22 protein-coding genes and 1 pseudogene are annotated in these 25674 nt (G+C 69.1%); 14 read left to right on the forward strand and 9 right to left on the reverse strand.

Annotated elements, in window-relative coordinates:
* Nucleotides 1-14: 14 nt before the first annotated feature.
* The 4 genes from F4553_RS14155 (at nucleotide 15) to F4553_RS41865 (ending at nucleotide 4050) form a co-directional block, all read left to right on the forward strand.
* Complete coding sequence (locus F4553_RS14155) at nucleotides 15-2006, forward strand: intein-containing Rv2578c family radical SAM protein (protein ID WP_184836144.1); 1992 nt, start codon at nucleotides 15-17, stop codon at nucleotides 2004-2006.
* 102 nt (nucleotides 2007-2108) lie between these two features.
* A complete protein-coding gene (locus F4553_RS14160) occupies nucleotides 2109-2933 on the forward strand; it encodes a hypothetical protein (protein WP_184836146.1) in 825 nt (274 codons plus the stop codon).
* Between the two features lie 200 nt (nucleotides 2934-3133).
* On the forward strand, nucleotides 3134-3931 hold the full coding sequence (locus F4553_RS14165) for a hypothetical protein (RefSeq protein ID WP_184836148.1): 798 nt from the start codon (nucleotides 3134-3136) through the stop codon (nucleotides 3929-3931).
* A complete protein-coding gene (locus F4553_RS41865; RefSeq protein ID WP_281395011.1) occupies nucleotides 3928-4050 on the forward strand; it encodes a hypothetical protein in 123 nt (40 codons plus the stop codon). Before F4553_RS14165 ends, F4553_RS41865 begins: the two co-directional genes overlap by 4 nt.
* On the opposite strand, the gene F4553_RS14170 is transcribed toward F4553_RS41865, so the two are convergent.
* Entirely contained in the window at nucleotides 4032-4382 is a 351-nt protein-coding gene (locus F4553_RS14170) for an MmcQ/YjbR family DNA-binding protein (RefSeq protein ID WP_184836151.1), read from the reverse strand. The genes F4553_RS41865 and F4553_RS14170 overlap by 19 nt on opposite strands.
* Nucleotides 4383-4384: 2 nt before the next feature.
* Nucleotides 4385-5494, reverse strand: coding sequence for a glycine cleavage system aminomethyltransferase GcvT (gene gcvT / locus F4553_RS14175; protein WP_246466332.1), 1110 nt, complete (start codon nucleotides 5492-5494; stop codon nucleotides 4385-4387).
* A 74-nt stretch (nucleotides 5495-5568) separates the two neighbouring features.
* On the opposite strand from gcvT, the gene F4553_RS14180 reads away from it, so the two are divergent.
* A complete protein-coding gene (locus tag F4553_RS14180) occupies nucleotides 5569-7128 on the forward strand; it encodes a leucyl aminopeptidase (RefSeq protein ID WP_184836155.1) in 1560 nt (519 codons plus the stop codon).
* 39 nt (nucleotides 7129-7167) lie between these two features.
* On the opposite strand, the gene F4553_RS14185 is transcribed toward F4553_RS14180, so the two are convergent.
* Nucleotides 7168-7473, reverse strand: a complete 306-nt coding sequence (locus F4553_RS14185; RefSeq protein ID WP_184840744.1) for a hypothetical protein — start codon at nucleotides 7471-7473, stop codon at nucleotides 7168-7170.
* 168 nt (nucleotides 7474-7641) lie between these two features.
* Here F4553_RS14185 and lpdA point away from each other — a divergent pair.
* Together lpdA and sucB are read left to right on the forward strand one after the other, a co-directional pair.
* A pseudogene (gene lpdA, locus F4553_RS14190) lies at nucleotides 7642-9049 on the forward strand (dihydrolipoyl dehydrogenase).
* A 35-nt stretch (nucleotides 9050-9084) separates the two neighbouring features.
* Entirely contained in the window at nucleotides 9085-10896 is a 1812-nt protein-coding gene (sucB, locus tag F4553_RS14195; protein ID WP_184836160.1) for a 2-oxoglutarate dehydrogenase, E2 component, dihydrolipoamide succinyltransferase, read from the forward strand.
* Between the two features lie 249 nt (nucleotides 10897-11145).
* Here sucB and F4553_RS14200 read toward each other — a convergent pair.
* The 3 genes from F4553_RS14200 to F4553_RS14210 form a co-directional block, all read right to left on the reverse strand.
* Nucleotides 11146-11939 (reverse strand): IS5 family transposase gene (locus tag F4553_RS14200; protein WP_376776267.1). Its coding sequence is split into 2 segments (ribosomal slippage): nucleotides 11146-11606 and nucleotides 11606-11939, totalling 795 coding nucleotides; the frame shifts between segments, so codons are not numbered across the junction.
* A gap of 124 nt (nucleotides 11940-12063) precedes the next feature.
* Nucleotides 12064-12960 (reverse strand): TIGR01777 family oxidoreductase, encoded by an 897-nt coding sequence (locus F4553_RS14205; RefSeq protein ID WP_184836162.1) that lies wholly within the window; start codon nucleotides 12958-12960, stop codon nucleotides 12064-12066.
* Between the two features lie 20 nt (nucleotides 12961-12980).
* A complete protein-coding gene (locus F4553_RS14210) occupies nucleotides 12981-13376 on the reverse strand; it encodes an SCO5389 family protein (protein WP_184836164.1) in 396 nt (131 codons plus the stop codon).
* Between the two features lie 99 nt (nucleotides 13377-13475).
* Between F4553_RS14210 and F4553_RS14215 the strand changes: the two genes are divergently transcribed.
* Nucleotides 13476-15257: a DUF6311 domain-containing protein gene (locus F4553_RS14215; RefSeq protein WP_184836166.1), complete on the forward strand. Its 1782-nt coding sequence runs from the start codon at nucleotides 13476-13478 to the stop codon at nucleotides 15255-15257.
* A 128-nt stretch (nucleotides 15258-15385) separates the two neighbouring features.
* On the forward strand, nucleotides 15386-16069 hold the full coding sequence (gene lipB, locus F4553_RS14220; protein ID WP_184836168.1) for a lipoyl(octanoyl) transferase LipB: 684 nt from the start codon (nucleotides 15386-15388) through the stop codon (nucleotides 16067-16069).
* A gap of 166 nt (nucleotides 16070-16235) precedes the next feature.
* On the opposite strand, the gene aspS is transcribed toward lipB, so the two are convergent.
* Nucleotides 16236-17498 carry an aspartate--tRNA(Asn) ligase gene (gene aspS, locus F4553_RS14225; RefSeq protein ID WP_184836170.1) on the reverse strand — a complete coding sequence of 421 codons (1263 nt, stop codon included), beginning with the start codon at nucleotides 17496-17498 and terminating at the stop codon, nucleotides 16236-16238.
* Between the two features lie 298 nt (nucleotides 17499-17796).
* Between aspS and lipA the strand changes: the two genes are divergently transcribed.
* The gene (lipA, locus tag F4553_RS14230; RefSeq protein ID WP_312875209.1) at nucleotides 17797-18726 is read left to right on the forward strand and encodes a lipoyl synthase; all 930 of its coding nucleotides are present in this window, start codon (nucleotides 17797-17799) and stop codon (nucleotides 18724-18726) included.
* Between the two features lie 69 nt (nucleotides 18727-18795).
* Nucleotides 18796-19500 (forward strand): DUF4191 domain-containing protein, encoded by a 705-nt coding sequence (locus F4553_RS14235; protein ID WP_184836172.1) that lies wholly within the window; start codon nucleotides 18796-18798, stop codon nucleotides 19498-19500.
* A 116-nt stretch (nucleotides 19501-19616) separates the two neighbouring features.
* On the opposite strand, the gene F4553_RS14240 is transcribed toward F4553_RS14235, so the two are convergent.
* Together F4553_RS14240 and F4553_RS14245 are read right to left on the reverse strand one after the other, a co-directional pair.
* Nucleotides 19617-20057, reverse strand: coding sequence for an Rv1352/Rv1906c domain-containing protein (locus F4553_RS14240; protein WP_184836174.1), 441 nt, complete (start codon nucleotides 20055-20057; stop codon nucleotides 19617-19619).
* 200 nt (nucleotides 20058-20257) lie between these two features.
* Entirely contained in the window at nucleotides 20258-20620 is a 363-nt protein-coding gene (locus F4553_RS14245; RefSeq protein ID WP_184840748.1) for an RDD family protein, read from the reverse strand.
* A 204-nt stretch (nucleotides 20621-20824) separates the two neighbouring features.
* Between F4553_RS14245 and glnA the strand changes: the two genes are divergently transcribed.
* The 3 genes from glnA (at nucleotide 20825) to F4553_RS14260 (ending at nucleotide 25624) form a co-directional block, all read left to right on the forward strand.
* Nucleotides 20825-22255 (forward strand): type I glutamate--ammonia ligase, encoded by a 1431-nt coding sequence (gene glnA, locus F4553_RS14250; RefSeq protein ID WP_184836176.1) that lies wholly within the window; start codon nucleotides 20825-20827, stop codon nucleotides 22253-22255.
* Between the two features lie 186 nt (nucleotides 22256-22441).
* On the forward strand, nucleotides 22442-23026 hold the full coding sequence (locus tag F4553_RS14255) for a Uma2 family endonuclease (protein ID WP_184836178.1): 585 nt from the start codon (nucleotides 22442-22444) through the stop codon (nucleotides 23024-23026).
* Between the two features lie 42 nt (nucleotides 23027-23068).
* Nucleotides 23069-25624, forward strand: a complete 2556-nt coding sequence (locus tag F4553_RS14260) for a penicillin acylase family protein (RefSeq protein WP_312875210.1) — start codon at nucleotides 23069-23071, stop codon at nucleotides 25622-25624.
* The last annotated feature ends 50 nt before the right edge of the window (nucleotides 25625-25674 follow it).

Raw genomic sequence — 25674 nt, forward strand, 5'->3', positions numbered from 1 at the left:
GTTCTAATTGGGCAATGCGTTGGAACAATCTGCGGACCGCGCCAGGCACCACGGCCGGGCCTGGAGTGGCTTCGACCGAGCGTTCCCTCGCACCACGCGCAGCTGCGCGGCCGGCTCCACCCCTGTCGGCCGCGCAGCTGGCACTCTCCTTCCCCGCCGTGCCCGACGCCGTGGTCCGCACCTTCGACACGCCGGGTTTCGCCGGGATGACGTTCTACGAGATCCACGCCAAGTCGATCATCAACAGGGTGAGCGGCGAGAGCTCCGTCCCGTTCCAGTGGACGGTCAACCCCTATCGGGGCTGCACGCACGCCTGCACCTACTGCCTCGCCGGGGACACGCCGATCCTGATGGCCGACGGCCGCACGAAGCCGCTCTCCGACCTGCGCCCCGGCGACCGGATCTACGGCACCCGCCGCCACGGCGCCGGCCGGCGCTACGTGCGGACCCGGGTGATCGACCACTGGCAGACGACGCGGGCCGCCTTCCGGGTCACGCTCGCCGACGGCACGGCGCTGACCTGCGGCGGCGATCACCGTTTCCTCACCGCCGACGGCTGGCGCTACGCCTCCCCCGGCCCGACCGCGCGGCCCGTCCTCGCCGTCGGCGATGTCGTGCTCGGCCCGGGCGGCTTCCCGACCCCGCCCAAGGACTCCCCCGACTACCACCACGGCTACCTCCGGGCGATGATCCGCGGCATCGGCACGATCGGGGCCACCTCGACGAGCGACCCCGAGGTGATCGAGCGCACCGCCGCCTTCCTGGCGGACCTCACGACCGACACGCTGACCGAGTGGGCGGTGAGCGCGAGCGACGACTGGTGCGCGGGCTTCCTCGCCGGGGTCTTCGACGCCGAGGGCTCCTTCAACCGCGGCACGATGCTGCTGGCGAGCGCCGATCCCGAGACGGTCTACTGGACCGAGCAGTGCCTGGCGCGCTTCGGTTTCCGCACCGACGTCGAGTGGTCCGCGAGCACGCTGAGCCGCTGGCTGCGGATCACGGGCGGCCTGTCGGAGCAGGTCCGCTTCCTGCTCACCACCGACCCGGCGTCGAGCCGCAAGCGCTCCCTCGCGAGCTGCGACCTCGACACCCCCGGCACCGAGCGCAACCGCGTGGTGGCGGTGGAGGCGCTCGGGCTCGACCTGCCGCTCTTCGACATCACCACCGGCACCGGGGACTACATCGCCAACGGCACGGTCAGCCACAACTGCTTCGCCCGCAACACGCACACCTACCTCGATCTCGACGCGGGCCGCGACTTCGACACCAAGGTCGTCGTCAAGGTCAACGCCGGTGAGCTGCTGCGCCGCGAGCTCGCCGCTCCGCGCTGGTCCGGTGCGCCGATCGCAATGGGCACCAATGTGGACTGTTACCAGCGGGCTGAGGGTCGCTATGGGCTGATGCGCCCGATCATCGCGACGCTGCGCGACTTCGCCAACCCGTTCTCGATCCTCACCAAGGGCACGCTGATCCTGCGCGACCTCGACCTGCTGCGCCAGGCCGCGGAGGTGACCGAGGTCAACCTCGCCGTCTCGATCGGCTTCGTCGACGAGGAGCTGTGGCGATCGGTGGAGCCGGGCGCCCCCAGCCCGCGCCGCCGCCTCGACGTGGTCAGTCGGCTCGCCGACGCCGGTTTCTCCGTCGGCGTCCTGATGGCTCCGATCCTGCCCGGCCTCACCGACACCGACGAGTCGGTCGATGCCACCGTCGCGGCGCTCGCCGCCGCCGGCGCCTCCCACGTCGTGCCGCTCCCGCTGCACCTGCGCACCGGCGCCAAGGAGTGGTTCGCGCAGTGGCTGCGGCGCGAGCATCCCGAGCTGCTCGCGCGCTACCGTGAGCTCTACGGTGACCGGGCCTACCTGGGCAAGGACTATCAGCGCGAGATCCTGGCGCGGGTGCGCACAGCCGGTCGACGGCACGGCATCGGCGCGGGCGGGGACTCGTTCCGGACCGCACGGCGCACCTCCGTCCCCGCGCCGCCGCCCGAGCAGCTCAGCCTGCTCTAGGGCGGCCCACAGCCGGATGGGGCCCGCGTCGGTGCGGTACGCGGGCCCCATCCTCCCCATCACGGGGCCGACCGGACGAGCCGATTCCATTACCGTGTCGGCATGCGCGTTTTCGCTGCTCCCCTCGTTCAGCGCACCTTCACCATGCGCCGCAACATGATCGTCCTGATCACCAGCTACGCGGTCTTCGTCCTGGCGGTCATCGTGGTGCCCCTGACCAGCGATCGGATCGAGCAGGTCACCCTCGGCCTGATCGGGGCCGTCTGCCTGATCGTCGTCGTCGCCGTCCTGCTGCACAGCTGGAGCGTCGGCCACCTCGCCCGGACCGACGAGCTGCTCGTGGCCGAGGACGCCTTCATCGCGCCCTTCAGCACGGGTGCCAACGCCCTGGTACCGGTCGCATTCCTGCCCTTCCTGGCTGCGCTGATCCCGCTCTTCGTCCGGGTCGATCCGGAGCAGGGCTGGGATCCGAGCCGGCTCGCCATCGTCGCGATCCTGATCGGCCTGTTCCTGACCGTCATCGTCGGCTACGGCATCGGGGTCTTCCGGGGCAACCACACGCTGGTGATCAGCCCGGTCGGCGTACAGGTGCCGCGCGCCTTCGGGTCCATGCTGGTGCCGTGGACCGCGTTGGACGCCGAGACCGCTCTGCCACCGAGCAAGCGCGACGCCGTCGAGCTGGTCGTGACCGATCTCCGACAGGTGATCCGGCTCGGACCGGTCACGCCGCGCCGGGTGCTGCGGGTGCAGAGCTCCCTGGTCAACCAGGTGTTCCTCGGCGAGGTGCTCCGCTATTACGTCGAGCATCCGCAGCACCAGCCCGCGATCGGCACGCAGGCCGAGCTGGACCGCCTCCATGCCGACCTCGCCGACGAGACCGCCCGCCCGGAGCGCGCCCCCTTCATCGCGTGGAGCACCCGCGGGTAAGGCCCGCGCGAGTCGCCCGCAGCCCGCTCATCCGCGGCGCGGCGGCCCATGATCACGCAAGAACCCTGTTTCCCGCCCCTCCGATGCAGTCGGAGGGGCAGGAAACAGGGAGACAATGCGATCATTGCGCCCTCGCGCACCGGGCGTGAGCTGGGGCGCAGGGGTGTACCCGGCTGGCGGACATGATCTACCCTGCTGCCATGGCCACCCCCTCCCCTCGACCGCTGGCGGCGTCGCTGCGCCACATCCGGCGGTCCTACGCGGTCGTCGCGGCCGTCCTGGTCGCCTATCTCGGCAGCCAGATCGCCGCAGGGTGGTACGCCGGTCGGCACCCCGACATCTACATCGCCATGCGCTACCTGGTCCTGCTCGGCTGGGCGGTGCCGTTGCTCGCCGTCGGCGTGGTCTGGATCGCCTATCACCTGATCCGGGGTCAGCACCGCACACGCACGACGGAGATGCTGGTCAGCACCGTGGACGACGAGCCCGCGTTCGTGGTGCCCGCCGTCGTCCACCGGTGGTCGCTCACCCTGTTCGCCGTGCCGATCTCCTTCTCCTTCCAGCTCGGCATGCAGCTCAACGTGGTCGCCGCGGGGAAGGATGACGTGCTCAACCTGGTCACGATCGGGATCTGGTCGATGCTCATCGTGCCGATGCTCGGCTGCTACGCCCTCGGCCTGCGTCGGGGCAGCCAGCGGCTCGTGCTGACCCCGACCGGGGTGCGCATCCCGACCGCGTTCGGCTTCCGGTTCGCCGCCTGGGGCGAGCTCGCACCGGGTGGTCCGCTGCACCCGTCGAGCGACCGCGATCCCATCCTGCTCCGCTTTCACAGCCGACCGCTGGTGCTGCGCTTCTTCTCCAGCCTGGTGCGGCCGGACTTCGTCGCGGACCTGCTGCGCTTCTATGTCGAGCATCCGGCGCAGCGACCGGTGATCGGCACGGCCGACGAGTACGCCCGCATCCAGGTCACCGCCTCGCTGGAGCTGAGCAACGCATGACCATCGCCGGGTTCCTGGCGCATGTGATCGGGCACTACACCGGGCATCCCGAGCACCGGTCGGCGATCGGGACGCCCGGCGAGTACGCCCGGCTCCGAGCTCAGCTCGGGATGTCGTAGAGCTTGACGAGCTTCTTCGGCGCTGTCCGGCGCCACGCCTCCACGACGAGTTCGTGCAGCTCGTCGGCGTCGACGGTGGACAGCTCCACGCGTACCCAACCGAATCTGCCCGTGTAGGCGGCGATGCTGAAGGTGTCGGGCCGGGCCGCGAGCAGCGCGGCCTGCTCTTCTTTGGAGGCCTTGACCGACATGGTCGGCGAACCCGGCGAGCCGGCGGCGAACATCTTGCCGTTGACCCGCAGGGTCGGGTGCCCCCACTCGGCGACCATGACCTCCTCGCCCCCGGGGAGGGCGAGGACCCAGTCACGGACCTGCTCGTAGGTGACGGTCACGGCTACTTGACCGAGGTGCTCACGAACGGGGGCTTGGTGACGGTCATGGCCGAGCGGCGACCGCGGACGTCGACCTCGACGGTGTCGCCCTCGGCGAGCTCGGCCGCCGTGTCGAGCAGGGCGAGCGCGATGCCGGCCTTGCGGGTCGGCGAGAAGGTGCCCGAGGTGATCTCGCCGACGACCTCGTCGCCGCGGTAGACGGTCATGTGGGCGCGCGGGATGCCCCGGTCGGTGGCGACGAGCCCGCGCAGCGAGCGGCGCGGACCGGCGGCCTTCTCCGCCAGCAGCACGTCGCGGCCCCAGAAGGCGGGCTTGGACCAGCCGACGGCCCAGCCGGAGCGGGCCTGGACGGGCGTGATGTCGAGGGAGAGGTCCTGGCCGTGCAGCGGGTAGCCCATCTCGGTCCGCAGCGTGTCCCGAGCACCGAGCCCACACGCCCGCGCCTCGATCCCCGTGCTGAAGAGGGCATCCCAGACCGCGAGCGCGTCGGCGGACGGGACGACCAGCTCGTAGCCGTGCTCGCCGGTGTAGCCGGTGCGGCAGACGGTCAGCTCGACCCCGCCCAGCGTCGCGGTCTCGAAGCTCATGTACTCATGGTCCACCGGCAGGCCGAGCAGCGTGAGCAGCTCCGCCGACTTGGGACCCTGGATCGCGAGGACCGCGTAGTCGCGGTGCTCGTTGGTGATCGTGATCCCCTCGGGCGCACCGGCCTGGAGCAGCTCCACCACGCGGGTGGTGTTCGCCGCGTTGGGGATCAGGAAGACATGGTCGTCGCTGTGCAGATAGGCGATGATGTCATCGACCACACCGCCGGTGGCGTCATCGCAGCAGAGCGTGTATTGCGCCTTGCCCGGTTTGATCCGGTCGAGGTCGTTCGTGAGGCACGCATTGACGTAGGCCGCGGCACCGGATCCGGTGAGGCGGGCCTTGCCGAGGTGGGAGACATCGAAGATTCCGACACTTTCCCGGGTTGCCGTGTGCTCGCGGATCACGCCACCACCGGCATACTCGATGGGCATTTGCCACCCACCGAACGGGGCAAACTTCGCACCAAGGGCAATATGCCGAGCGTGCAGCGGTGACTCCAGAAGAGCCGTATATGCCTCAGTCATGGGTGGGAACTTACCCGGGGTCCACGATGTGGATAGCATCGGCAGGTCAGATCACTACCGATTCGGAGTCCCGTGTGACCACCTCCGCAGCAACCCTGAGCCTGTTCGACACCGACCCCGCGGAACTCGCGGTCGACGCAGTGGTGATCGGCGTGCACAGCCCCGGCGATTCCGACGGCAAGCCAGGTGATCTGCTGCTCGCTTCGGGGGCGGAGAGCATCGCGGCTGCCTTCGAAGGCAGGCTGAGCGCCACGCTGAGCCTGCTCGGCGCCACCGGCAGCGTCGGCGAGGTCACCAAACTCGCCACGCTCGGCGCCGTCACCGCACCGCTCGTCGTCGCCGTCGGCCTCGGGCCGGAACCCACCGGCGCCGCCCCCGCCACCGAGACCCTCCGCCGCGCCGCCGGCAACGTCATCCGGGCCCTCGCCGGGTGCGAGCGCGTCGCCTTCGCCCTGCCCCTCTCCGACGACGAGGCCGAGCCGGTCACCCCGGCCCTGCGCGCACTCACCGAGGGGGCGCTGCTCGGCGGCTACCGCTTCTTCGGCTACAAGTCACAGCCCGCCAAGGGGCTGCGGGCCCCGGTCGGCGCCGTCGCCGTCCTCGTCTCCGACGCCGCCGACACCGACGCGCAGGCCGAGCTGACCCGTGCGGCGATCGTGGGCGCGGCGGTCGCGCGTACTCGCGACTGGGTCAACGTGCCCGCCAACCAGCTCACCCCGCCGGTCTTCGCCGACCAGGTCGCGGCCGCCGCCCGCGAGGCCGGCCTCGACGTCGAGGTCCTCGACGAGAAGGCGCTCCGCGAGGGCGGTTACGGCGGCATCATCGCCGTCGGCGACGGCTCGGAGGCAAAACCTCGGCTGGTACGCCTGCACTACAAGCCCGAGAACGCCGGCACCCGGGTGGCGCTGATCGGCAAGGGCATCACCTTCGACACCGGTGGCGTCTCGATCAAGCCCGCTCAGGGCATGTGGGAGATGAAGTCGGACATGTCGGGTGCTGCCGCGGTGGCGTCCACCATGATCGCGATCAGCGCGCTGAAGCCCGCCGTCGAGGTCGTCGCCTACATCCCGATGGCGGAGAACATGCTCTCCGGCACGGCGTACCGGCCGGGTGACGTGGTCACCATGCGCAACGGCAAGCGGGTCGAGGTGCTCAACACCGACGCCGAGGGCCGCATGATCCTCGGCGACGCGATGGCCCGCGCCTGCGAGGACAACCCGGCCTACCTGCTGGAGACCTCCACGCTCACCGGCGGCCAGGTGATCGCACTCGGCAAGAAGATCTCCGGGCTGATGGGCACCGAGTCCCTGACCGCCCGGATCAAGGCGGCGGGTGACGAGGTCGGCGAGCCCGGCTGGCCGATGCCGCTGCCCGACGAGATCCGCAAGACGATGGAGTCCGACGTCGCCGACATCCTGCAGGTCAGCGCAGGCATGGAGCGGTCGGGCCACATGCTGCAGGGCGGCATCTTCCTGCGCGAGTTCGTGGCCGACGGCGTCGACTGGGCGCACATCGACATCGCCGGGCCCTCCTTCAACTCGGGCGAGGCGAGCGGGTACCTGACGAAGGGCGGCACCGGGGTGCCCGTACGGACCCTGATCGCCATGGTGGAGGACATCGCCGCCAACGGATAGGCGAAGCGCGCCCCCTCAGCGGTCGGCTGAGGGGGCCGCTCAGCGGCCGCGCCGACGTTCGTTGTAATCGCGCATCCGCTGCGGATAGCCGGTCAGCTTCACGTCATAGACGGGAATGTTGAGCCGCTTGCCGAACTGCCACGCCGCGCCGGGGTCGCTGACCCGGCGGCGGGTCCACTCACCATCGTGGGCGATGAGGATGACGGTGGTCTCGGTGACCGTCGTCTTCGGTTCGATGAAGGCCTCGACCCCATAACGCGTACGCACGAAGTTCTCAAGATGTGCGAGATCTGCGTTGATTGTCTGCCTCACGGGTGAGCGATCGTTGTCGAACAGGCGTCGCAACCAGCCCACCAATGCCTCCCACGTCACGGTTTCAGCGCTCCCAGTGTAGGGCGGCGCGCACATAGGTTACTGAGGAGAACGTGGTCTTGGGCACCTCTGTGCGCGGGGACGGTCTTTAAGTGACAAGATGACCGGAGATGAGGTGCCCGGCCGATCGTCGCGGCACGCATGCAGCCAGATGCGACGTGGGAGATGTGACGTGAGCGACACGTTCGACGTAGTGATTCTCGGTGGGGGCAGCGGTGGCTACGCGACCGCGCTCCGTGCAGCACAGCTCAACCTGAGCGTCGTGCTCATCGAGAAGGACAAGCTGGGCGGCACCTGCCTGCACCGCGGCTGCATCCCGACCAAGGCTCTGCTGCACGCCGGCGAGGTCGCCGACCAGACCCGCGAGGCGGAGGCCTTCGGCATCAAGGCCGAGTTCCTCGGTGTCGACATGAAGGGCGTCAACACCTACAAGGACGACATCGTCGGCAAGCTCTACAAGGGTCTCCAAGGTCTGATCAAGTCGGCCAAGGTGACCTACGTGGAGGGCACCGGCACGCTCGTGGCGCCCAATGTGGTCGAGGTCGCGGGCACCCGTTACACGGGCCGCAACATCGTGCTCGCCACCGGCTCGTACTCCAAGACCATCCCAGGCCTCGAGGTCGACGGGGTGAAGGTGCTCGCCAGCGAGCACGCCCTCGTGCTGGACAAGCTCCCCGCGAGCGCGATCGTGCTCGGCGGCGGCGTCATCGGCGTCGAGTTCGCGAGCGCCTGGAAGTCCCTCGGCTCGGACGTGACGATCGTCGAGGCGCTGCCCCGACTGGTCGCCGCCGAGGACGCGGACATCAGCAAGCAGCTCGAGCGCACCTTCCGCAAGCGCGGCATCGGCTTCAAGGTGGGCAAGCCCTTCGAGAAGCTCGAGAAGACCGACACCGGCGTCAAGGTCACGATCGCGGGCGGCGAGGTCCTCGAGGCCGAGGTGCTGCTCGTCGCGGTCGGCCGCGGCCCCTCCACCGCAAACTGCGGCTATGAGGCCCAGGGCGTCAAGATGGAGCGTGGCTTCGTCCTCACCGACGAGCGCCTGCGCACCAACGTGCCCAACGTCTTCGCCGTCGGCGACATCGTCCCCGGCCTGCAGCTCGCGCACCGCGGCTTCGCCCAGGGCATCTTCGTCGCCGAGGAGATCGGTGGCCTCAACCCGCCGGTCATCGTCGAGTCGGGCATCCCGCGCGTCACCTACTGCGACCCCGAGATCGCGTCGGTCGGCATCACCGAGGCCCAGGCCAAGGAGAAGTACGGCGACGACAAGGTCAAGTCGCTCAACTACAACCTCGGCGGCAACGGCAAGAGCGGCATCCTCAAGACGCAGGGCTTCGTCAAGCTCGTCAGCGTCGTCGACGGGCCGGTCGTCGGCGTCCACATGATCGGCGCGCGCATGGGTGAGCAGGTCGGCGAGGCCGCGCTCATCGTCAACTGGGAGGCTTTCCCGGCCGAGGTCGCGCAGCTGATCCACGCTCACCCGACGCAAAACGAGGCTCTGGGCGAGGCGCACCTGGCGCTCGCCGGCAAGCCGCTGCACGCCCACGCCTGAGAACTCATCGGATTGATCACAAGGAGATAGCTGAGATGCCGGTATCGGTCACCATGCCGCGCCTCGGGGAGAGCGTCACCGAGGGCACCGTCACCCGCTGGCTGAAGCAGGAGGGGGACCGGGTCGAGGTCGACGAGCCGCTGCTCGAGGTCTCCACCGACAAGGTCGACACCGAGATCCCCTCCCCTGCGGCGGGCATCCTGACGAAGATCGTTGTCGGTGAGGACGAGACGGCCGAGGTCGGCAGCGAGCTCGCCGTCATCTCCGACTCCGACGAGCCCGCCGCCGAGGCCGCACCGGCTCCGGCTGCTCCGGCGGAGGCTCCGGCCGCCGAGCCGGTGGAGGCCGCGCCTGCCGAGGCCGCCCCCGCCGAGGACGCTCCCGCCGAGGCTGCTCCCGCCGCCGAGGCCGCGCCTGCGGCTCCGGCCGCTGAGGCCGCCGCGCCGGCCGGCTCCGGCGGTTCCACGCCGGTGACGCTGCCCGCACTGGGCGAGAGCGTCACCGAGGGCACCGTCACTCGCTGGCTCAAGGCGGTCGGCGACAGCGTCGAGGTCGACGAGCCGCTGCTCGAGGTCTCCACCGACAAGGTCGACACCGAGATCCCGTCGCCGGTTGCGGGCACCCTGCTGGAGATCAAGGTCGCCGAGGACGAGACCGCACCGGTCGGCGCGACGCTCGCGGTGATCGGCACCGCCGGTGCCGCTCCTGCCGCTCCTGCCGCTGCTCCCGCCCAGACGCCTGCCCCGGCCGCTCCGGCCGCCGCGCCGGCTCCGGCCGCCGCTGCTCCGGCTGCTCAGCCCGCGGCACCGGCCGCGCCCGCAGCGCAGCCCGCAGCACCTGCTCCCCAGCCGGCAGCTCCTGCTGTCCAGCCCGCGCCGGTCGCAGCAGCGCCCGCTGCGGCTCCGGCCGGCGCGCCGAGCGGCGACGGCTACGTCACCCCGCTCGTCCGCAAGCTCGCGGCCGAGCACGGCGTCGCCCTCGCCACCCTGACGGGTACGGGCGTCGGCGGCCGCATCCGCAAGCAGGATGTGCTCGACGCCGCTGAGAAGGCGAAGGCACCCGCCGCAGCCGCACCGGCGACGGCAGCCAAGGCCCCGGCCAAGGCGGCAGCCGAGCCGAGCCCGCTGCGGGGCCGGACCGAGAAGATGTCCCGGATGCGCTCGCTCATCGCGCAGCGCATGGTGGAGTCGCTGCAGATCTCCGCGCAGCTCACCACGGTCGTCGAGGTGGACATCACCAAGATCGCCAAGCTGCGGGACCAGGCGAAGGGCGACTTCCTCGCCAAGCACGGCGTGAAGCTGTCCTACCTGCCGTTCTTCGCCCTGGCCGCGGTCGAGGCGCTGCGGATCTACCCGACCGTCAACGCGCAGATCGACCAGGAAGCCGGCACGATCACCTATCACGACGCCGAGCACCTGGGCATGGCCGTCGACACCGACCGGGGCCTGATGGTGCCGGTGATCCGCAACGCGGGCGACCTCAACCTCGCCGGTATGGCGAAGCGGATCGGCGAGGCCGCCGAGCGGACCCGCACCGGCAAGATCAGCCCGGACGAGCTGTCGGGCGGCACCTTCACGCTGACCAACACGGGCAGCCGGGGTGCCCTCTTCGACACGCCGATCATCAACCAGCCGCAGGTCGCGATCCTCGGCACCGGCGCGGTCGTCAAGCGCGCGGTCGTGGTGGACGACCCGGACCTCGGCGAGCTGATCCTGCCTCGCTTCATGGTCTACCTGGCACTCTCCTACGACCACCGGCTGGTGGACGGCGCCGACGCCGCCCGTTTCCTCAGCTCGATCAAGGAGCGCCTGGAGGGCGGCAACTTCGAGGCCGACCTAGGCCTGTAAGCACGCGATGGTGAGGGGCGCTCCGCGATTGCGGAGCGCCCCTCACCCGTTCTTCACGTGTATCCAAGATCGCGCCCCTTCCGGGAAAGTCGGCGCTCGCGCCTGCATGATCGCGCTGTTTCCCGGAAATAAGGCGCTCACCCGGCGCGCGAGGGGCCTGTTTCCGGGAAGCAGCGCGATCATGCAGGCTCGGCCCGGGCCGAGCTGATCAAGATCGGCGCAACTCTTGAAGAGTTGGTCTAAGAGTTCCTAACAGAGTCGGTTGACGTGTCGGAACGTGATGATGCAGGTGGCGAGGCTGAGGAAGGCTTCGTGGATGTCGTCTCGGCGTTCCCAGCGGATGCGTAGGCGTTTCATCCCGTGGTACCAGGCGATGGTGCGTTCGACGACCCATCGGATGGTGCCCAGGCCGGAGCCGTGGGCTTCGCCCCGGCGGGCGATGTGTGGCCGGATGCCTCTGGCGCGTACGAGTCTGCGGTATTTGTCGTGGTCGTAACCGCGGTCGGCGTACAGCTCGTCCGGACGCTGGCGCGGCCTGCCGCGCTTGCCTGGTATCGCGGGGATGGCGTCGATCAGTGGAATGAGCTGGGTGACATCGTTGCGGTTGCCGCCGCAGAGCGTGACGGCCAGGGGAATGCCCGCGCCGTCGGTCAGGAAGTTGTGCTTGGAGCCGGGTCTGGCACGGTCGACCGGGCTCGGTCCGCTTTTGGGCCGCGGCGGGCGGCGCGCACGTGCGAGGAGTCGATGACCGCGCGAGACCAGTCCAAACGCCCGGCCTGGTGCAGTTCAGCCAGCAGCACCTCGTGCAGACGCTGCCAGACGTCGGCGTCGTTCCATTCCGCCAGGCGCCGCCAGCAGGTCATCCCGGACCCGAACCCGAGCTCCTGCGGCAGGAACTCCCACTGAATACCGGTGTGCAGCACGAACAGGATGCCCTGCAACGCCTGGCGGTCCGACAACCGCGACCGGCCGGGGCTACGGAACCGGCGCGGCTTGACCGGCAGCAACGGCTCTATCCGCCGCCACAACTCGTCCGGCACGATCCACGGCGGCCGTTCACCCTTCCTCACCACCTGCTCAACAGGATCGAGCGACCCGAGACGCGCCCGAGCCACCCGAGTCATCCCATTGTGTTAGGAACTCTAAGAGGACGCGCGACCGGCCCGGTCAGGGCAGGACGGCGGCGAGCGCCTCACGTACCGTCTCGTGCTGGAACGTGAAACCGGCGTTGAGCAGCACCTTCGGCAGCACCCGCTTGCTGGCGACCATGTCCGCGGCGACATCGCCCGCGACGACCTTCATCGCCAGGCCCGGGATACGCCAGAAGGTGGGCCGGTGCAGCGCCTCGCCGAGTGCCTTCGTGAACTCGGCGTTCGTCGCCGGCTGCGGCCCCACCAGATTGACGGGGCCGGCGATCTCGTCGTGCTCCAGCACGAACCGCACCGCGTTCAGCCAGTCGACCATCGAGATCCACGGCACGTACTGGCCCCCGTTACCGATCTTGCCGCCGACCCCGAGCTTGAAGGGCAGCAGGAGCGGCTTGAGCAGCCCGCCGCCGGGGTCCAGGGGGAAACCCGTCCGCAGCATCACCGTCCGCACACCGGCCATCTCAGCCCGCCGGGCGGCCGTCTCCCAGTCGCGGGAGAGGATCGCCAGGAAGTCGTCGCCGGGCTCGGCCTCCTCGTCGACGAGGGTGTCGCCGGTGTCGCCGTAGAAGCCGACCGCCGAGGAGTTGATCAGCACCTTGGGGCGCCGGTCGGCGGGCATCGTGGCGAGCGTCATGGCGAGCAGGCTCGTCGGCACGATCCGGGACGTACGCAGCTCACGGCGGTAGGAGTCGGTCCACCGTTTGTCGGCGACACCGACGCCGCCGAGATTGACGATGGCGTCGGCTCCGTCGAGCACCGAGGCGTCCAGGCGACCCGCTTCGGGGTCCCAGGACGCCTCGGTGGGCGTGGTGGCCGGTCGGCGTACCAACCTGGTTATCTCGTGCCCGTCGGCGCGTAAGGTGCCGACGAGCTTCGTGCCCAGAAAGCCGGAGCTACCGGCCACCACGATCCGCATGTGCCAATTGTGCGGGACTGCTAGCAGTCGCGAAGCTCCGGGCTCTGGTTGAGCAGTTGGCCCCGCACGGAGATGAACTCCTGGTAGGTGGCCTCGCCGACGGCGCCGAGCCGGAACGCGGCGACGCGGTGGCAGTTCTGGAAGGCGAGTTTGACGCCGAAGTGACGCTCAAGACCGCCGCGGATCGCGTCGCTGGCGAGCGCGCGGAGCAGTTCGCCACGCTCGGCCTCCGACGGCGGCGGCACCTCGTGCTCGCCGAGGTCGGCGCCGGGATTGGCGGCGAGGTCGGCGGCTGCGGCGGAGATCACGGTCCACGCGTAGGGCAGCGACTCGCGGACAACCCCGACGAACTCGGCGTCATCGACCTGGCCGGCCGCGGCTCGCTCCAGCAGCGCGGTGGGGACGTTCAGAGACATTCAATCCTCCTGGTACGGGCAAAGGTGCTTACCGGTATTGAATGTCGTTTTCATTAAGCGAACAAGGCGCCACGCCGATCGGTTGATAGGGTTCACCGAGTGTCACCAACCCCCCAGCCACTCCCCCGCAGGCCTCGGCGCGCCGACCTGATCGTCGCCGTGATCGCCGTCGCCCTCGCGATCTGGGTCACCAGCGCCCTCTGGCTCGACCCCAACGGGCGTGCCGTCGCCGTCAACTCCGGTGACCAGGCCCTCTTCGAGTGGCTGCTCGCCTTCGGCGGGCACAGCCTCGTCGGCCTGGACAACCCGCTGCTGACCGGCCTGCTCAACGCACCCGACCAGGTCAACCTCGCGGTCAACACCTCGATCACCGTGCTGGCCTGGCTCTTCGCCCCGGTGACCTTCCTCTTCGGCCCGTCGGTGTCGTTCCTGGCGATCCTCACGCTCAACCTGGCCGGGTCGGCCTACGCGTGGTACTGGCTCTTCCAGCGCAAACTCGACATGAGCCCGGTCGCCGCCGGAGTCGCCGGGATCTTCGCCGGGTTCGCCCCGGCACTCGTCTCGCACGCCAACTCGCACCTCAACTGGACCGCGCAGTGGCTCATCCCGCTGATCCTCGCCAACCTGATGGGCCTGCACCGCCGACCCCTCCGCCGAGGCATCCTGCTCGGCCTGCTCGTCGGGGTGACCTTCTCCATCGCCGCGGAGGCGCTCTTCTTCACCGCGCTCGCCTGGGCGGTCTTCCTGCTCGTGTGGGTCCCGGCCCGGCGTGACCGGCTCGGCGCGGTGGTCAAGCCCTATCTCAAAGGGCTCGGCATCACCGCGATCGTCGCCGGGATCCTCCTCGCCTACCCGCTCTACCTGCACTTCGCCGGTCCGCAGCGTTATGAGGGGACCGGGTTCGACCACCGGATCCACAGCGAGGACGTGGCCGCCTACGGCTCGTTCCCGAAGCTCTCCCTCGCCGGGGCGCTCGGCCTCAACAGCGATCTTGCGCCCAACCCGACCGAGGAGAACTCCTTCTTCGGCCTGCCGCTGCTGCTCGTCGCGATCGCCTGCCTGATCCTCCTCTGGCGGCTGCGCCCGGAGCGCCGGGCCACCCTGCGGGCGCTCGCCGTCACCGGCGGAGTCTTCGCGCTGCTCTCCTTCGGTCCGCGGATCAAATTCGCCGGAACCTCGATCGACATCCCGCTGCCCTATGCCTTCCTGGGCAAGCTGCCGGTCTTCGACGCGGCGCTCCCCGCCCGGCTGGCGCTGGTGGTGGCGCCGATCATCGCCCTGATCCTCGCGCTCGCCCTGGACGAGCTGCCCCGGCTGCCCGCCGGCAGCCGCCGCGTGGCTCGGCCGGTGCTGATCGCCGGGCTGGTGGCGGGGCTGCTGCCGCTCTTCCCGATCCAGATCCCGGCGGTGGAGCGCCCCCGCGTGCCGCACTTCATCAGCTCCGGCGAGTGGAAGACGGTGGTGCCGCCCGGCGGGGTGCTCGTCCCGGTCCCGCTCCCGTCGGACGTGCTCCCCGACGGGCAGCGCTGGCAGGCTTCGGCGCTGGCGGCCGACCCGACCGGCGAGGTCTTCACGGTCCCGGCCGGCTTCTTCCTCGGCCCCGGCGGCCCGGACGGACGCGGCCGCATCGGTCCGGTCCCCCGCCCGACAGCAGCCCTGTTGGAGCAGGTGGCGAACACCGGCGAGGTCCCGGTCGTCTACCCGAGCATGATCTCGGCCGCGCAGGACGACCTGGCGTACTGGCAGGCCGACGCCGTCGTCCTCCCGACCCGCCCGTTCGGCCGCGCTCCCATCCACACCGAGGCGTTGCTGGAGACGATGACGAAGCTGCTCGGCGCCCCGCAGCGCCGCGACGACGTCTGGGTGTGGCAGGTCTCATGATCGCTGCCGCAGGTGCGCGGTCCTCAGCACCAACTCTTGAAGAGTTGCGGCGATCGTGGCCTTACTCGGAGGTGCGGGTGATGTGCCGCACAGTGGCCGGGTGCCGGGGGCGGATTACTGTGAGGAGCATGAGCAGCGCCGCCACCGAGGTCGCGAGCCTCGCCGCCGGGACCGATCCGCTTCGCATCGTCCGGGTGGGCACGATCGACTATCAGACCGCGTGGGACGAGCAGCGCAGGCTGCACCAGGCCGTCGTCGACGGGGTCGAGCCCGACACGCTGCTGCTGCTGGAGCACCCGAGCGTCTACACTGCGGGCAAGCTGACCGAAGCGTGGGAGCGTCCCGTCGACGGGACGCCGGTCGTCGATGTCGATCGCGGCGGCAAGATCACCTGGCACGGTCCCGGCCAGCTCGTCGGCTACCCGATCCTCACGCTGCCGACGATTCGCGGCGGGCTCGCCGACGTGGTCGCGCACGTGCGTCGGGCCGAGCAGATGCTCATCGACGTCTGCGCCGAGGTCGGGCTCGCCGCCGAGCGGGTCAAGGGCCGCTCCGGTGTCTGGGTCCGCGCCGACGAGCGCGGGCCGGACCGCAAGGTCGCCGCGATCGGCATCCGGGTGGCGCGGGGCGTCAGCCTGCACGGATTCGCCATCAACTGCGATCCCGACCTGACCTACTTCGACCGGATCGTGCCCTGCGGCATCAAGGACGCGTCGGTCACGTCCCTCTCCGCGGAGCTGGGCCGAGACGTCACCGTCGACGAGCTCCTCCCGATCGTCGAGCGCCACGCCCCGACTCTCCTCGCGGTCTAGCCCAACGCGGTCCAGCCAGCCCGACGGCGCGGCGTCCGCGCGCCCACTTCCCTGAATTTTAATGCTGGACACGCCGCCCAAAGTGCAACAAAAGTCAGGATCAACTCCAGCGCGAAGTTGATCCTGACTTTTGTTACCGGTTCACCTGCGTGTCCAGCATTAAAATTCAGGGGGTTACCCGGTGCAGGTCGCGGGGGAAGAGGGTGACCTCTCGGATGTTGGACGCGCCGACCAGGCGGGCCACGAAACGCTCCAGGCCGATCGCGAACCCGCCGTGCGGTGGCATCCCGCGCCGGAAGACCTCCAGGAAGTCCGCGTAGGGCTCGATCGCGTCGCCGCGCGCCGCGATAGCCGCGACATAGTCGTCATGGCGATGCAGCCGCTGCGCACCGCTGACCAGTTCCAAACCCCTAAAGAGCAGGTCAAACCCTCGGCTGTACGCCGACCCGCCCGGCTCCGGATGCGTGTAGAACGCCCGCTTGGCGGTCGGGTAACCCTCCACGAAGAGGAAGTCCGACCCGTGTTCGCGCAGCGCCCACTCGCCCAGGGCCCGTTCGTCGGCGGGCGCGAGGTCCAGCTCCGCCGGGTCCGCCCCGGCGATCTTGAGCGCCTCGGCGAAGTGCAGGATCGGGATCTCGGCGGGCACCGTCGGCAGGTCGAAGCCGAAGCCCTGTGCTGATGCGAGCATCCCCGCGAGGACCTCGCGCAGGACCGTCATCACGTCCCGCTGGTCCTCGATGAAGCCGAGTTCCACGTCGAGCGACAGGAACTCCGCCAGGTGCCGGGCAGTGTCGCTGGGCTCAGCCCGGAACGCCGGCCCGACTTCGTAGACGCGCTCGAAGACGCCGACCATCGTCTGCTTGTAGAACTGCGGCGACTGGGCCAGGTAGGCCTTGCGACCGAAGTAGTCCAGCTCGAAGACGTTGGCCCCGGATTCGGTCGCCGAACCGACGATCTTCGGCGTGAAGATCTCGGTGTAACCGGCCTGGTCGAGGGTGGTGCGGAAACCGCGTACCAACGCTGCGGAGAGAGCGAAGACGGCCGTGCGGGACGGATGGCGCAGCGTGACCGCGGCATGGTCGAGCAGGGTCGGCAGCGTGGCCGCCAGCGTCGGACGGTGCAGCTCGACCGGCAGGTCGGTGACCGGCTCGCTCAGCGCGGTGATCTCGGGTTCGGTGAGCTCGGCGCCGCCGGGTGCGGCGGCGTTCGCCACGACCAGGCCGGTGATCTGCACCACGGTCTCCTCGCCGAGGAGTTCGAGCTGAGCGCGGACGGCCGGGTCGGTGACGAGCACCTGGGCCAGCCCGGCGCGGTCGCGCAGGATCAGGAAAGCGACGGATTTGAGCAGTCTGCGGCGGTGAATCCAGCCGGCGATCGTGACTTTCCGCCCGGCATGGGACGCCAGGGCTTCAGACAGGATGCGTTGCATGGGTGGTCCTCCTCGTCTCGCGCAACGCGATCCCCAGGAGGTGTGGGCGAATGGGTCCCTCGCGGTGCCACCACACCTTTATCCCGCCCGGAGGCGGGACCTCTTCGACCAGTGTGACGGAGGTCAATCCGGTGGGGTTCTAATGGCACAAGCCCTCTTCCCCACGGCTCTGAGCTGGTCCGCCCGGTCGTCACTCGTCGACTCAGCCCGTCATCGCCTTGTTCCGGTGACCATAGCAAGGGTCATTCCGGTCACTCAAGTGGTTTGAGCGGGTGTCGGCACGCGTAGGCTGGCCCACGTGACCATCGCCGTTCCCGAGGGCCGTCGCCTGCTGCGCATCGAGGCCCGTAACGCTGAGACACCCATCGAGCGCAAGCCCGACTGGATCAAGGTCAAGGCCAAGATGGGACCTGAATACACGCAGCTCCACGGCCTCGTGCGCCGCGAAGGCCTGCACACGGTCTGCCAGGAGGCCGGTTGCCCCAACATCTACGAGTGCTGGGAGGACCGCGAGGCGACCTTCCTCATCGGCGGCGACCAGTGCACCCGGCGCTGTGACTTCTGCCAGATCGACACCGGCAAGCCGGCCGAGTTCGACGCCGACGAGCCCCGGCGCGTCGCCGAGTCGGTCGCGACGATGCAGCTGCGCTACGCGACGATCACCGGTGTCGCCCGCGACGACCTGCCCGACGGCGGCTCCTGGCTCTACGCCGAGACGGTTCGCCAGATCCACTCGCTCGTCGAGGGGTGCGGCGTCGAGCTGCTCATCCCCGACTTCAACGCGGTCCCCGAGCAGCTCGCCGAGGTCTTCAGCTCGCGGCCCGAGGTGCTCGCGCACAACCTGGAGACGGTGCCCCGGATCTTCAAGCGGATCCGCCCGGCGTTCCGCTACGAGCGGTCCCTCGAAGTGATCTCGGCGGCCCGTGCGGCCGGTCTCGTCACCAAGTCCAACCTGATCCTGGGCATGGGCGAGGAGCGCGCCGAGGTCTCCGAGGCCCTGCGCGACCTGCACGCCGCCGGTTGCGAGCTGATCACCATCACGCAGTACCTGCGCCCCAGCACCCGGCACCACCCGGTCACCCGCTGGGTGAAGCCGGAGGAGTTCGTCGAGCTCCAGGCCGAGGCCGAGGAGATCGGTTTCGCCGGTGCGCTGAGCGGTCCGCTGGTGCGCTCCTCCTACCGGGCCGGTCGTCTGTTCCAGCAGGCCATCGCTGCTCGCGCCGCCTGATCCGCATCACAGTGCCGGAAGCCTCACTCCGCTGCTTCCGGCTCGGCAGCACGGCTACACTCTCTCCTCATGGCGACGGCAAAACCCCAGGAAAAGATCAGCTTCTTCCAACGACTGAAGCAGATCGGTCAGGTCTTCACGTTCACCGCGAAGCAGGACCGCTGGTTCGTCCCGCTGGTCGTCGCTGCGGTGCTCATCCCCATCGCGCTGACCGTTCTCCTGGTCGGGCTGCTGGGGAGCTGGGTCTGGATCCCGCTGGGCATCCTGACCACGCTGCTCGCCGTGCTGATCGTGCTGAACCTGCGTTCCAACACCGCGATGATGAGCTCACTGGAGGGCCAGCCGGGTGCCGGCGCCCAGGTGCTCACCACGCTGCGGGGAGACTGGCGGTTCAAGGCCGAGCAGCCGCTCGCCTTCACCGTGCAGAACGACTTCGTGCACCTGGTGATCGGCAAGCCGGGTGTGATCCTGCTCGCCGAGGGTGAGCCGTCCCGGGTGAAGCCGCTGCTCTCCGAGCAGAAGCGCCGCCTGGGCAAGGTGATCGGCAACGCCCCGCTCTACGACATCATCGTCGGCAACGCCGAGGGCATGGTCCCGCTCCGCAAGCTCCGCACCCACCTGACGAAGCTGCCGAGGAACCTCTCCGGCAAAGAGGTGAACGCCCTGGACCGGGCGCTGACGGCCCTGACCGCCCGCCCCGCGATGCCCAAGGGCGGCATCCCCAAGGAGTTCCGCCCGCCGAAGGGCGCCCAGCGCCAAATGCGCGGCCGCTGACCCCAACACCGCCCCGCCCGCCGTCCCGCCGACCTAATTCGCGTTGATCAAGGGAAGACTCGCCGCATATCGGGCACCCGAGATGGTGAGTCTTCCCTTGATCAACGCGAATTTTCTTATGGGATCTTCGTCCAGATGCCGCAGCCCTGGGACTGGAACGCCTTGTCGCCCTCGCGGATCGTGACCACCGCCTGGGCGCCGGGCTGGCTCAGGCCGTTGGCGAGGAGCGCGTCCGAGGTTCCGTCCGTGCTGGCCAGCCGGGCCCAGTAGCAGCCGACCGAGTCCTCGGGCACCCGAGCCTTGTACTCCCCCGGCTCGACGTCGCTGCCGACGAGCCACGTGCCGTCGCCGAACCCCTTGCCGGAGGGCGATGGCGTGGGTGACGGCTCGGTGGGGCTGGGGCTCGCCTCCGGGGTCGGCGCTGCCGCGCTCGCGACCACCGCCGACGGTCCGGCCGCGACCTTGTCGTTGTGGCGGCGGACCATCGCCGTGCCGATGAACCCGGCGGCGACGCAGAGCCCGCAGAGCAGGGCGACGGAGCCGAAGATCAACAGCATGATCAAACCGGCGGATGGGCGTTTGCGCTCCGGCGGACCGGACACAGGCGGATATTCCGGCAACGACGCGTCAGACATCACTGCCTCCTCGGAGCGTCTTCGCCAACGGCCTGACCTCACGGTAGGCCGTCCGACACGCCCGGCGCAGAGATCAGCCGATACGCGTACGCGCAGGTCAGAACCCCGCTACAGTGCCTTGCTCAGGCGGGGACGACGATCGATCGGGCAGCCCGGTCGTGCAGACCCCGACGCTGTCCGTCCATGATCAGCGCGGGGATCACCAGGGCGAGCAGGAACCCGCGCAGGGCACCCCGCAGCACGCCGATCGAGCCGTTGTCGTCGACGTCCACGCAGCGCAGCTTCATGACCCGCATGCCGGGTGTCTGAGCGAAGAAGCCCAGGAAAACGGCGTACACGAGGATGAGAATGACCACCGGCGGCCAGGCCACGACCCGGGGGTCGGCGTAGAAGCCGGCGACGAGGAGGCAGAGCACCCAGTCGATCAGGAGCGCGCCGAAGCGACGGCCGAGGGACGGGGTAGCCTCGGTCACGGTTTCCGGCATGGTCTCGGTCACCCGGTGAGCGTACCGGCAGGTGGTATTTGTGCTCCCGGGGGACCGTGTAACACGGTGGAAACAAAGGCGACACGACTGGGCAATCCGATCCTCGTACCGTCGCGACCAGCCAACGGCCACCGCGCAAGTCAACGAACGCCTTCCGCCCGTGACCGCGAGCGACCTGACTAATGCCACTGCCAGGAGGACGTTTTGTTCGCCAATTCCGATGAGCTCCTGCGGTACCTGCAGACCGAGAACGTGCGGTTTGTCGACGTCCGGTTCTGCGACCTGCCGGGCCAGATGCAGTTCTTCACGGTGCCGGTCGAGTCGTTCGACGCGGCCGTCTTCACCGACGGGCTCGCCTTCGACGGTTCGTCGATCCGCGGTTTCCAGCAGATCCACGAGTCGGACATGCTTCTGCTGCCGGACGTGACGACCGCGTTCATCGACCCGTTCCGGGTGCAGAAGACGCTCGCGCTCAACTTCTTCTGCCACGACCCGTTCACGCGTGAGTCCTACTCCCGTGACCCGCGCAACGTGGCCCGGAAGGCCGAGTCCTACCTCGCCGCCAGCGGCTTCGCGGACACGGCCTACTTCGGTGCCGAGGCGGAGTTCTACATCTTCGACTCGATCCGCTACGAGACGGCCGCCAACCGGGGCTACTACTACATCGACTCCGTCGAGGGCGCCTGGAACACGGGCCGCGAGTCCGACAACGGCGGCCCCAACCTGGGCTACAAGCCGGGTTACAAGGGCGGCTACTTCCCGGTCGCGCCGACCGACCACTACGCCGACCTGCGCGACCAGATGACCTCCAACCTGATCAACCTCGGCTTCACCGTCGAGCGCGGTCACCACGAGGTCGGCACCGCCGGTCAGGCTGAGATCAACTACCGCTTCGGGACGCTGCTCCAGGCCGGCGACCAGATGCAGCTCTTCAAGTACACGATCAAGAACACCGCGTGGCAGGCCGGCAAGACCGCGACCTTCATGCCGAAGCCGCTCTTCGGCGACAACGGCTCGGGCATGCACACCCACCAGAGCCTCTGGCTCGGCGGCCAGCCGCTGTTCTACGACGAGACCGGCTACGGCGGCCTCTCGGACATGGCCCGCTGGTACATCGGCGGCCTGCTGCACCACGCCCCGTCGCTGCTCGCCTTCACCAACCCGTCGGTGAACTCCTACCGTCGTCTGGTGCCGGGTTACGAGGCGCCGGTCAACCTGGTCTACTCGCAGCGCAACCGCTCGGCCTGCACCCGCATCCCGGTCACCGGGACGAACGCCAAGGCCAAGCGCATCGAGTTCCGGTGCCCCGACCCGTCGTCCAACCCGTACCTCGCCTTCTCGGCGATGCTGATGGCCGGCCTCGACGGCGTCAAGAACAAGATCGAGCCCCCGGCTCCGGTCGACAAGGACCTCTACGACCTCGCGCCCGAGGAAGCCGCCAACGTCACCCAGGTGCCGGGCTCCCTCTCCGCGGTGCTGGACAAGCTGGAGACCGACCACGAGTACCTGCTCGCGGGCGGCGTCTTCACGCCGGACCTGATCGAGACCTGGATCGACTACAAGCGCTCCAACGAGATCAACCCGATCAGCCTGCGGCCGACCCCGCACGAGTTCCAGCTCTACTTCGACGTCTAAACCGCGTCCTAGCAGCTCAGCTTCACCAAGCGGGCCCCACCTTCCGGTGGGGCCCGCTTTTTGTCGAGTCTTCCAGCTTGAGTTTGCCCATAACTGCCACTTGCCATGGTAGCCACTAGGAAGTAATGTCCCATCACGAAGAAATGTGCCAGACTGAGCGACGAGGCTGATCCGGAGGTGAGCAGCATGACCGCGGTGGTGGAGACAGCGATGGATCTAGAGGACCCGCAGGAGTCCGAGACGGCCGTGTGGACCGAGGAACGGTATTTCGCGCTTGGCCACACCCTCAACCGCGTCGAGCTCTTCGACGGGAGCCTCATCGTGTCCCCAGCACCCACCGTTCGCCATCAGCAGGTGTCCAACCTGCTCGCCAACTTGATCCAAGAGGCGGTGACAGAGGGCATCGAGGTCGCTCAAGCGATCAACATCCGACTTCGGCATGGGCGCATCGCCATCCCTGACGTGGTGGTCTACGTGGGGGACCACGACGATGATCTCGTGATCGGCTCCGGCGACGTCCTCCTCGTCGCCGAGGTCGTCTCCCGCAGCAACGCGAGCAACGACCAGACCATCAAGGTCCGTTCTTACGCCCAGGCCGGGATTCATTGGTACCTCATCGTGGAACCCCTGTCGGACGGATTCGCGATGACCCTGCACGAACTCTCCGACGACCATTACGCCGTTACCACCCGGGCCGGAATCGGCGAGTCGCTTACCATTGGCGAGCCGATCAACACCACCGTCGACCCAAAGCGGCTGACTCGACGTTGACCTGCGGGTAACATGCCGTACCCAGGCCGTACACTGCCCAACGTGAAAAACCCCCGCTTCTGGCGACGCCTTCGCAAGATTGCGCTCTGGGCGCTCGCGTCCGTGCTGGTGCTGGCCTTGATCCTCGCCGGCACGATCGTCTGGTCCGTGCGCCGGGCGTTCCCCGAACAGGGTGGAACCCTCGCACTCAAGGGCCTGCAGTCGAAGGTGACCGTCCTGCGGGACGAGTGGGGCGTGCCGCAGGTCTACGCGGCCAACGCCGACGACCTCTACCGCGCCCAGGGCTACCTGCACGCCCAGGACCGCTTCTGGGAGATGGACTTCCGCCGCCACGTCACGTCGGGCCGCGTCGCCGAGCTCTTCGGCGAGTCGCAGGCCGAGACCGACGTCTACCTGCGGACCATGGGCTGGCGCCGGGTCGCCGAGCAGGAGTGGGGCCTCATCTCCGCCGAGGCCAAGGGCTTCCTCACCTCCTACGCCGAGGGCGTCAACGCCTGGCTCGACGCCAACGGCGGCACCGAGGCGACGGGTGCCAAGAGCCTGGAGTACACGATCCTCGGCCTGCAGAACAGCGGCTACACCGTGGAGAAGTGGGATCCGATCGACTCGCTCGCCTGGCTCAAGGCGATGGCGTGGGACCTGCGGGGCAACATGGAGGCGGAGATCCGCCGCGCCGCGCTGCTCGCGCACGGGCTCAGCACCGAGCAGGTCAACGACCTCTACCCCGCCTATCCGTTCGACCGCAACGTGCCGATCGTCGGCGGTGGCGATGTCGTCAAGGGCGCTTTCGTGCCGGGTGGGACATCGGCACCGGCGGGTCCGGCGAAGGCGGCGATCACCGGCAGCGGTCCCCTGATCGACGCGCTCGCCCGGGGCATCGACGCGCTTCCGCAGCTCCTCGGCGACGGCGGTCCCGGCATCGGCTCCAACTCCTGGGTCATCGGCGGCGGGCTCACCACGACGGGCAAGCCGCTGCTCGCCAACGACCCGCACCTCTCGCCGTCGCTGCCGGGCATCTGGTACCAGATGGGCCTGCACTGCGAGTGCGGTCTCGATGTCGCCGGCTTCACCTTCTCCGGCGTACCGGGGGTCGTCATCGGACACAACGCCAAGATCGCGTGGGGCTTCACCAACCTGGACCCCGACGTGATCGACCTCTACCTGGAGCGGGTCGAGGGCGACAGCGTCGAGGTCGACGGCAAGATGGTCCCGCTCACCAAGCGCGAGGAGAGGATCAAGGTCGCGGGCGGCAAGGACCGGGTCATCACGGTCCGCACCAGCGCGCACGGTCCGCTGCTCTCCGACGCGAGCGAGGCCCTTCGCAAGATCGGCGCGTCGGACCAGGTCGCTAAGGTCCAAACCGAGAAACCCACGGCCGATGGGTACGCCATGGCGCTGCGCTGGACCGCCCTGGACCCGGGTAAGACGGTCGAGGCCCTCTTCGCGCTGAACCGAGCCGCCGACTGGACCGATTTCCGGGCCGCCGCGGCGCTCTTCGAGGTGCCCGCGCAGAACATCGTCTACGCCGATGTCGACGGCAACTTCGGTTACCAGTCCCCCGGCCGCATCCCGGTCCGGGGCAAGGGCGACGGGCACTGGCCGGCGCCGGGCTGGGACTCGGCCTACGACTGGAAGGGCTTCATCCCGTTCGCGGAGCTGCCCAGCGTGCTCAACCCGGCCAGCGGCTTCATCGCCACCGCCAACCAGGCGGTCATCGGCCCGCAGTACTCGCACCACCTCACCGACGACTGGAGCTACGGCTACCGCAGCCAGCGGATCAACGACATGATCAAGCAGGCCGGATCGGCGGGCAAGATCGGGCTCGACGAGATCCAGCGGATGCAGTTCGACAACCGCAACGGGTTCGCGCCCACCCTCGTACCCCACCTGGAGCGGACCGCACCCACCTCGGCGCGGGAGGCGGCGGCGCTGCTGAAGGAGTGGGATTTCCAGCAGCCGGAGTCCTCGGCCGCGGCGGCCTACTACAACGCGGTCTGGAAGCACCTGCTGATCCTGACCTTCGACGAGCTCGGCACCGACTACGTCCCGGACGGCGGTGACCGCTGGTTCGAGGTCGTCCGCAGTCTGCTCGACAAGCCGGAATCGCCCTGGTGGAACGACCGGACCACCTCGGCGACGGAGAAGCGCGACGACATCCTCGCCAAGGCACAGGACGCGGCGTTCACCGAGCTCGCGGAGGCACAGGGCACCGACCCGCTGGCCTGGAAGTGGGGCGAGATGCACACGCTCACCGCACGCAACCAGACCTTCGGCGAGAGCGGCATCGGGCCGATCGAGTGGCTCTTCAACCACGAGACGACCGGCGTGAGCGGCGGCGACGCGATCGTCAACGCGACCGGCTGGAGCGCGGGTGACGGTTACGAGGTGGACGCGGTGCCGTCGATGCGGATGATCGTCAACATGGCGAAACTGGACGACTCGCGGTGGATCCAGCTCACCGGCAACTCGGGGCACGCGTTCCACGCCAACTACACCGATCAATACGAGATGTGGCGGACCGGGCAGCTGCTGCCCTTCCGCTTCGATCGCGCGAGCATCGAGAAGGTGGCCCGCCAGACCCTGACACTCACCCCCTAGTCACGGTGTACAGAAAAAGCGGGGCCGTCTCCGAGGAGACGGCCCCGCTT

Source organism: Allocatelliglobosispora scoriae (genome assembly GCF_014204945.1).
Taxonomy (GTDB): Bacteria; Actinomycetota; Actinomycetes; order Mycobacteriales; family Micromonosporaceae; genus Allocatelliglobosispora; species Allocatelliglobosispora scoriae.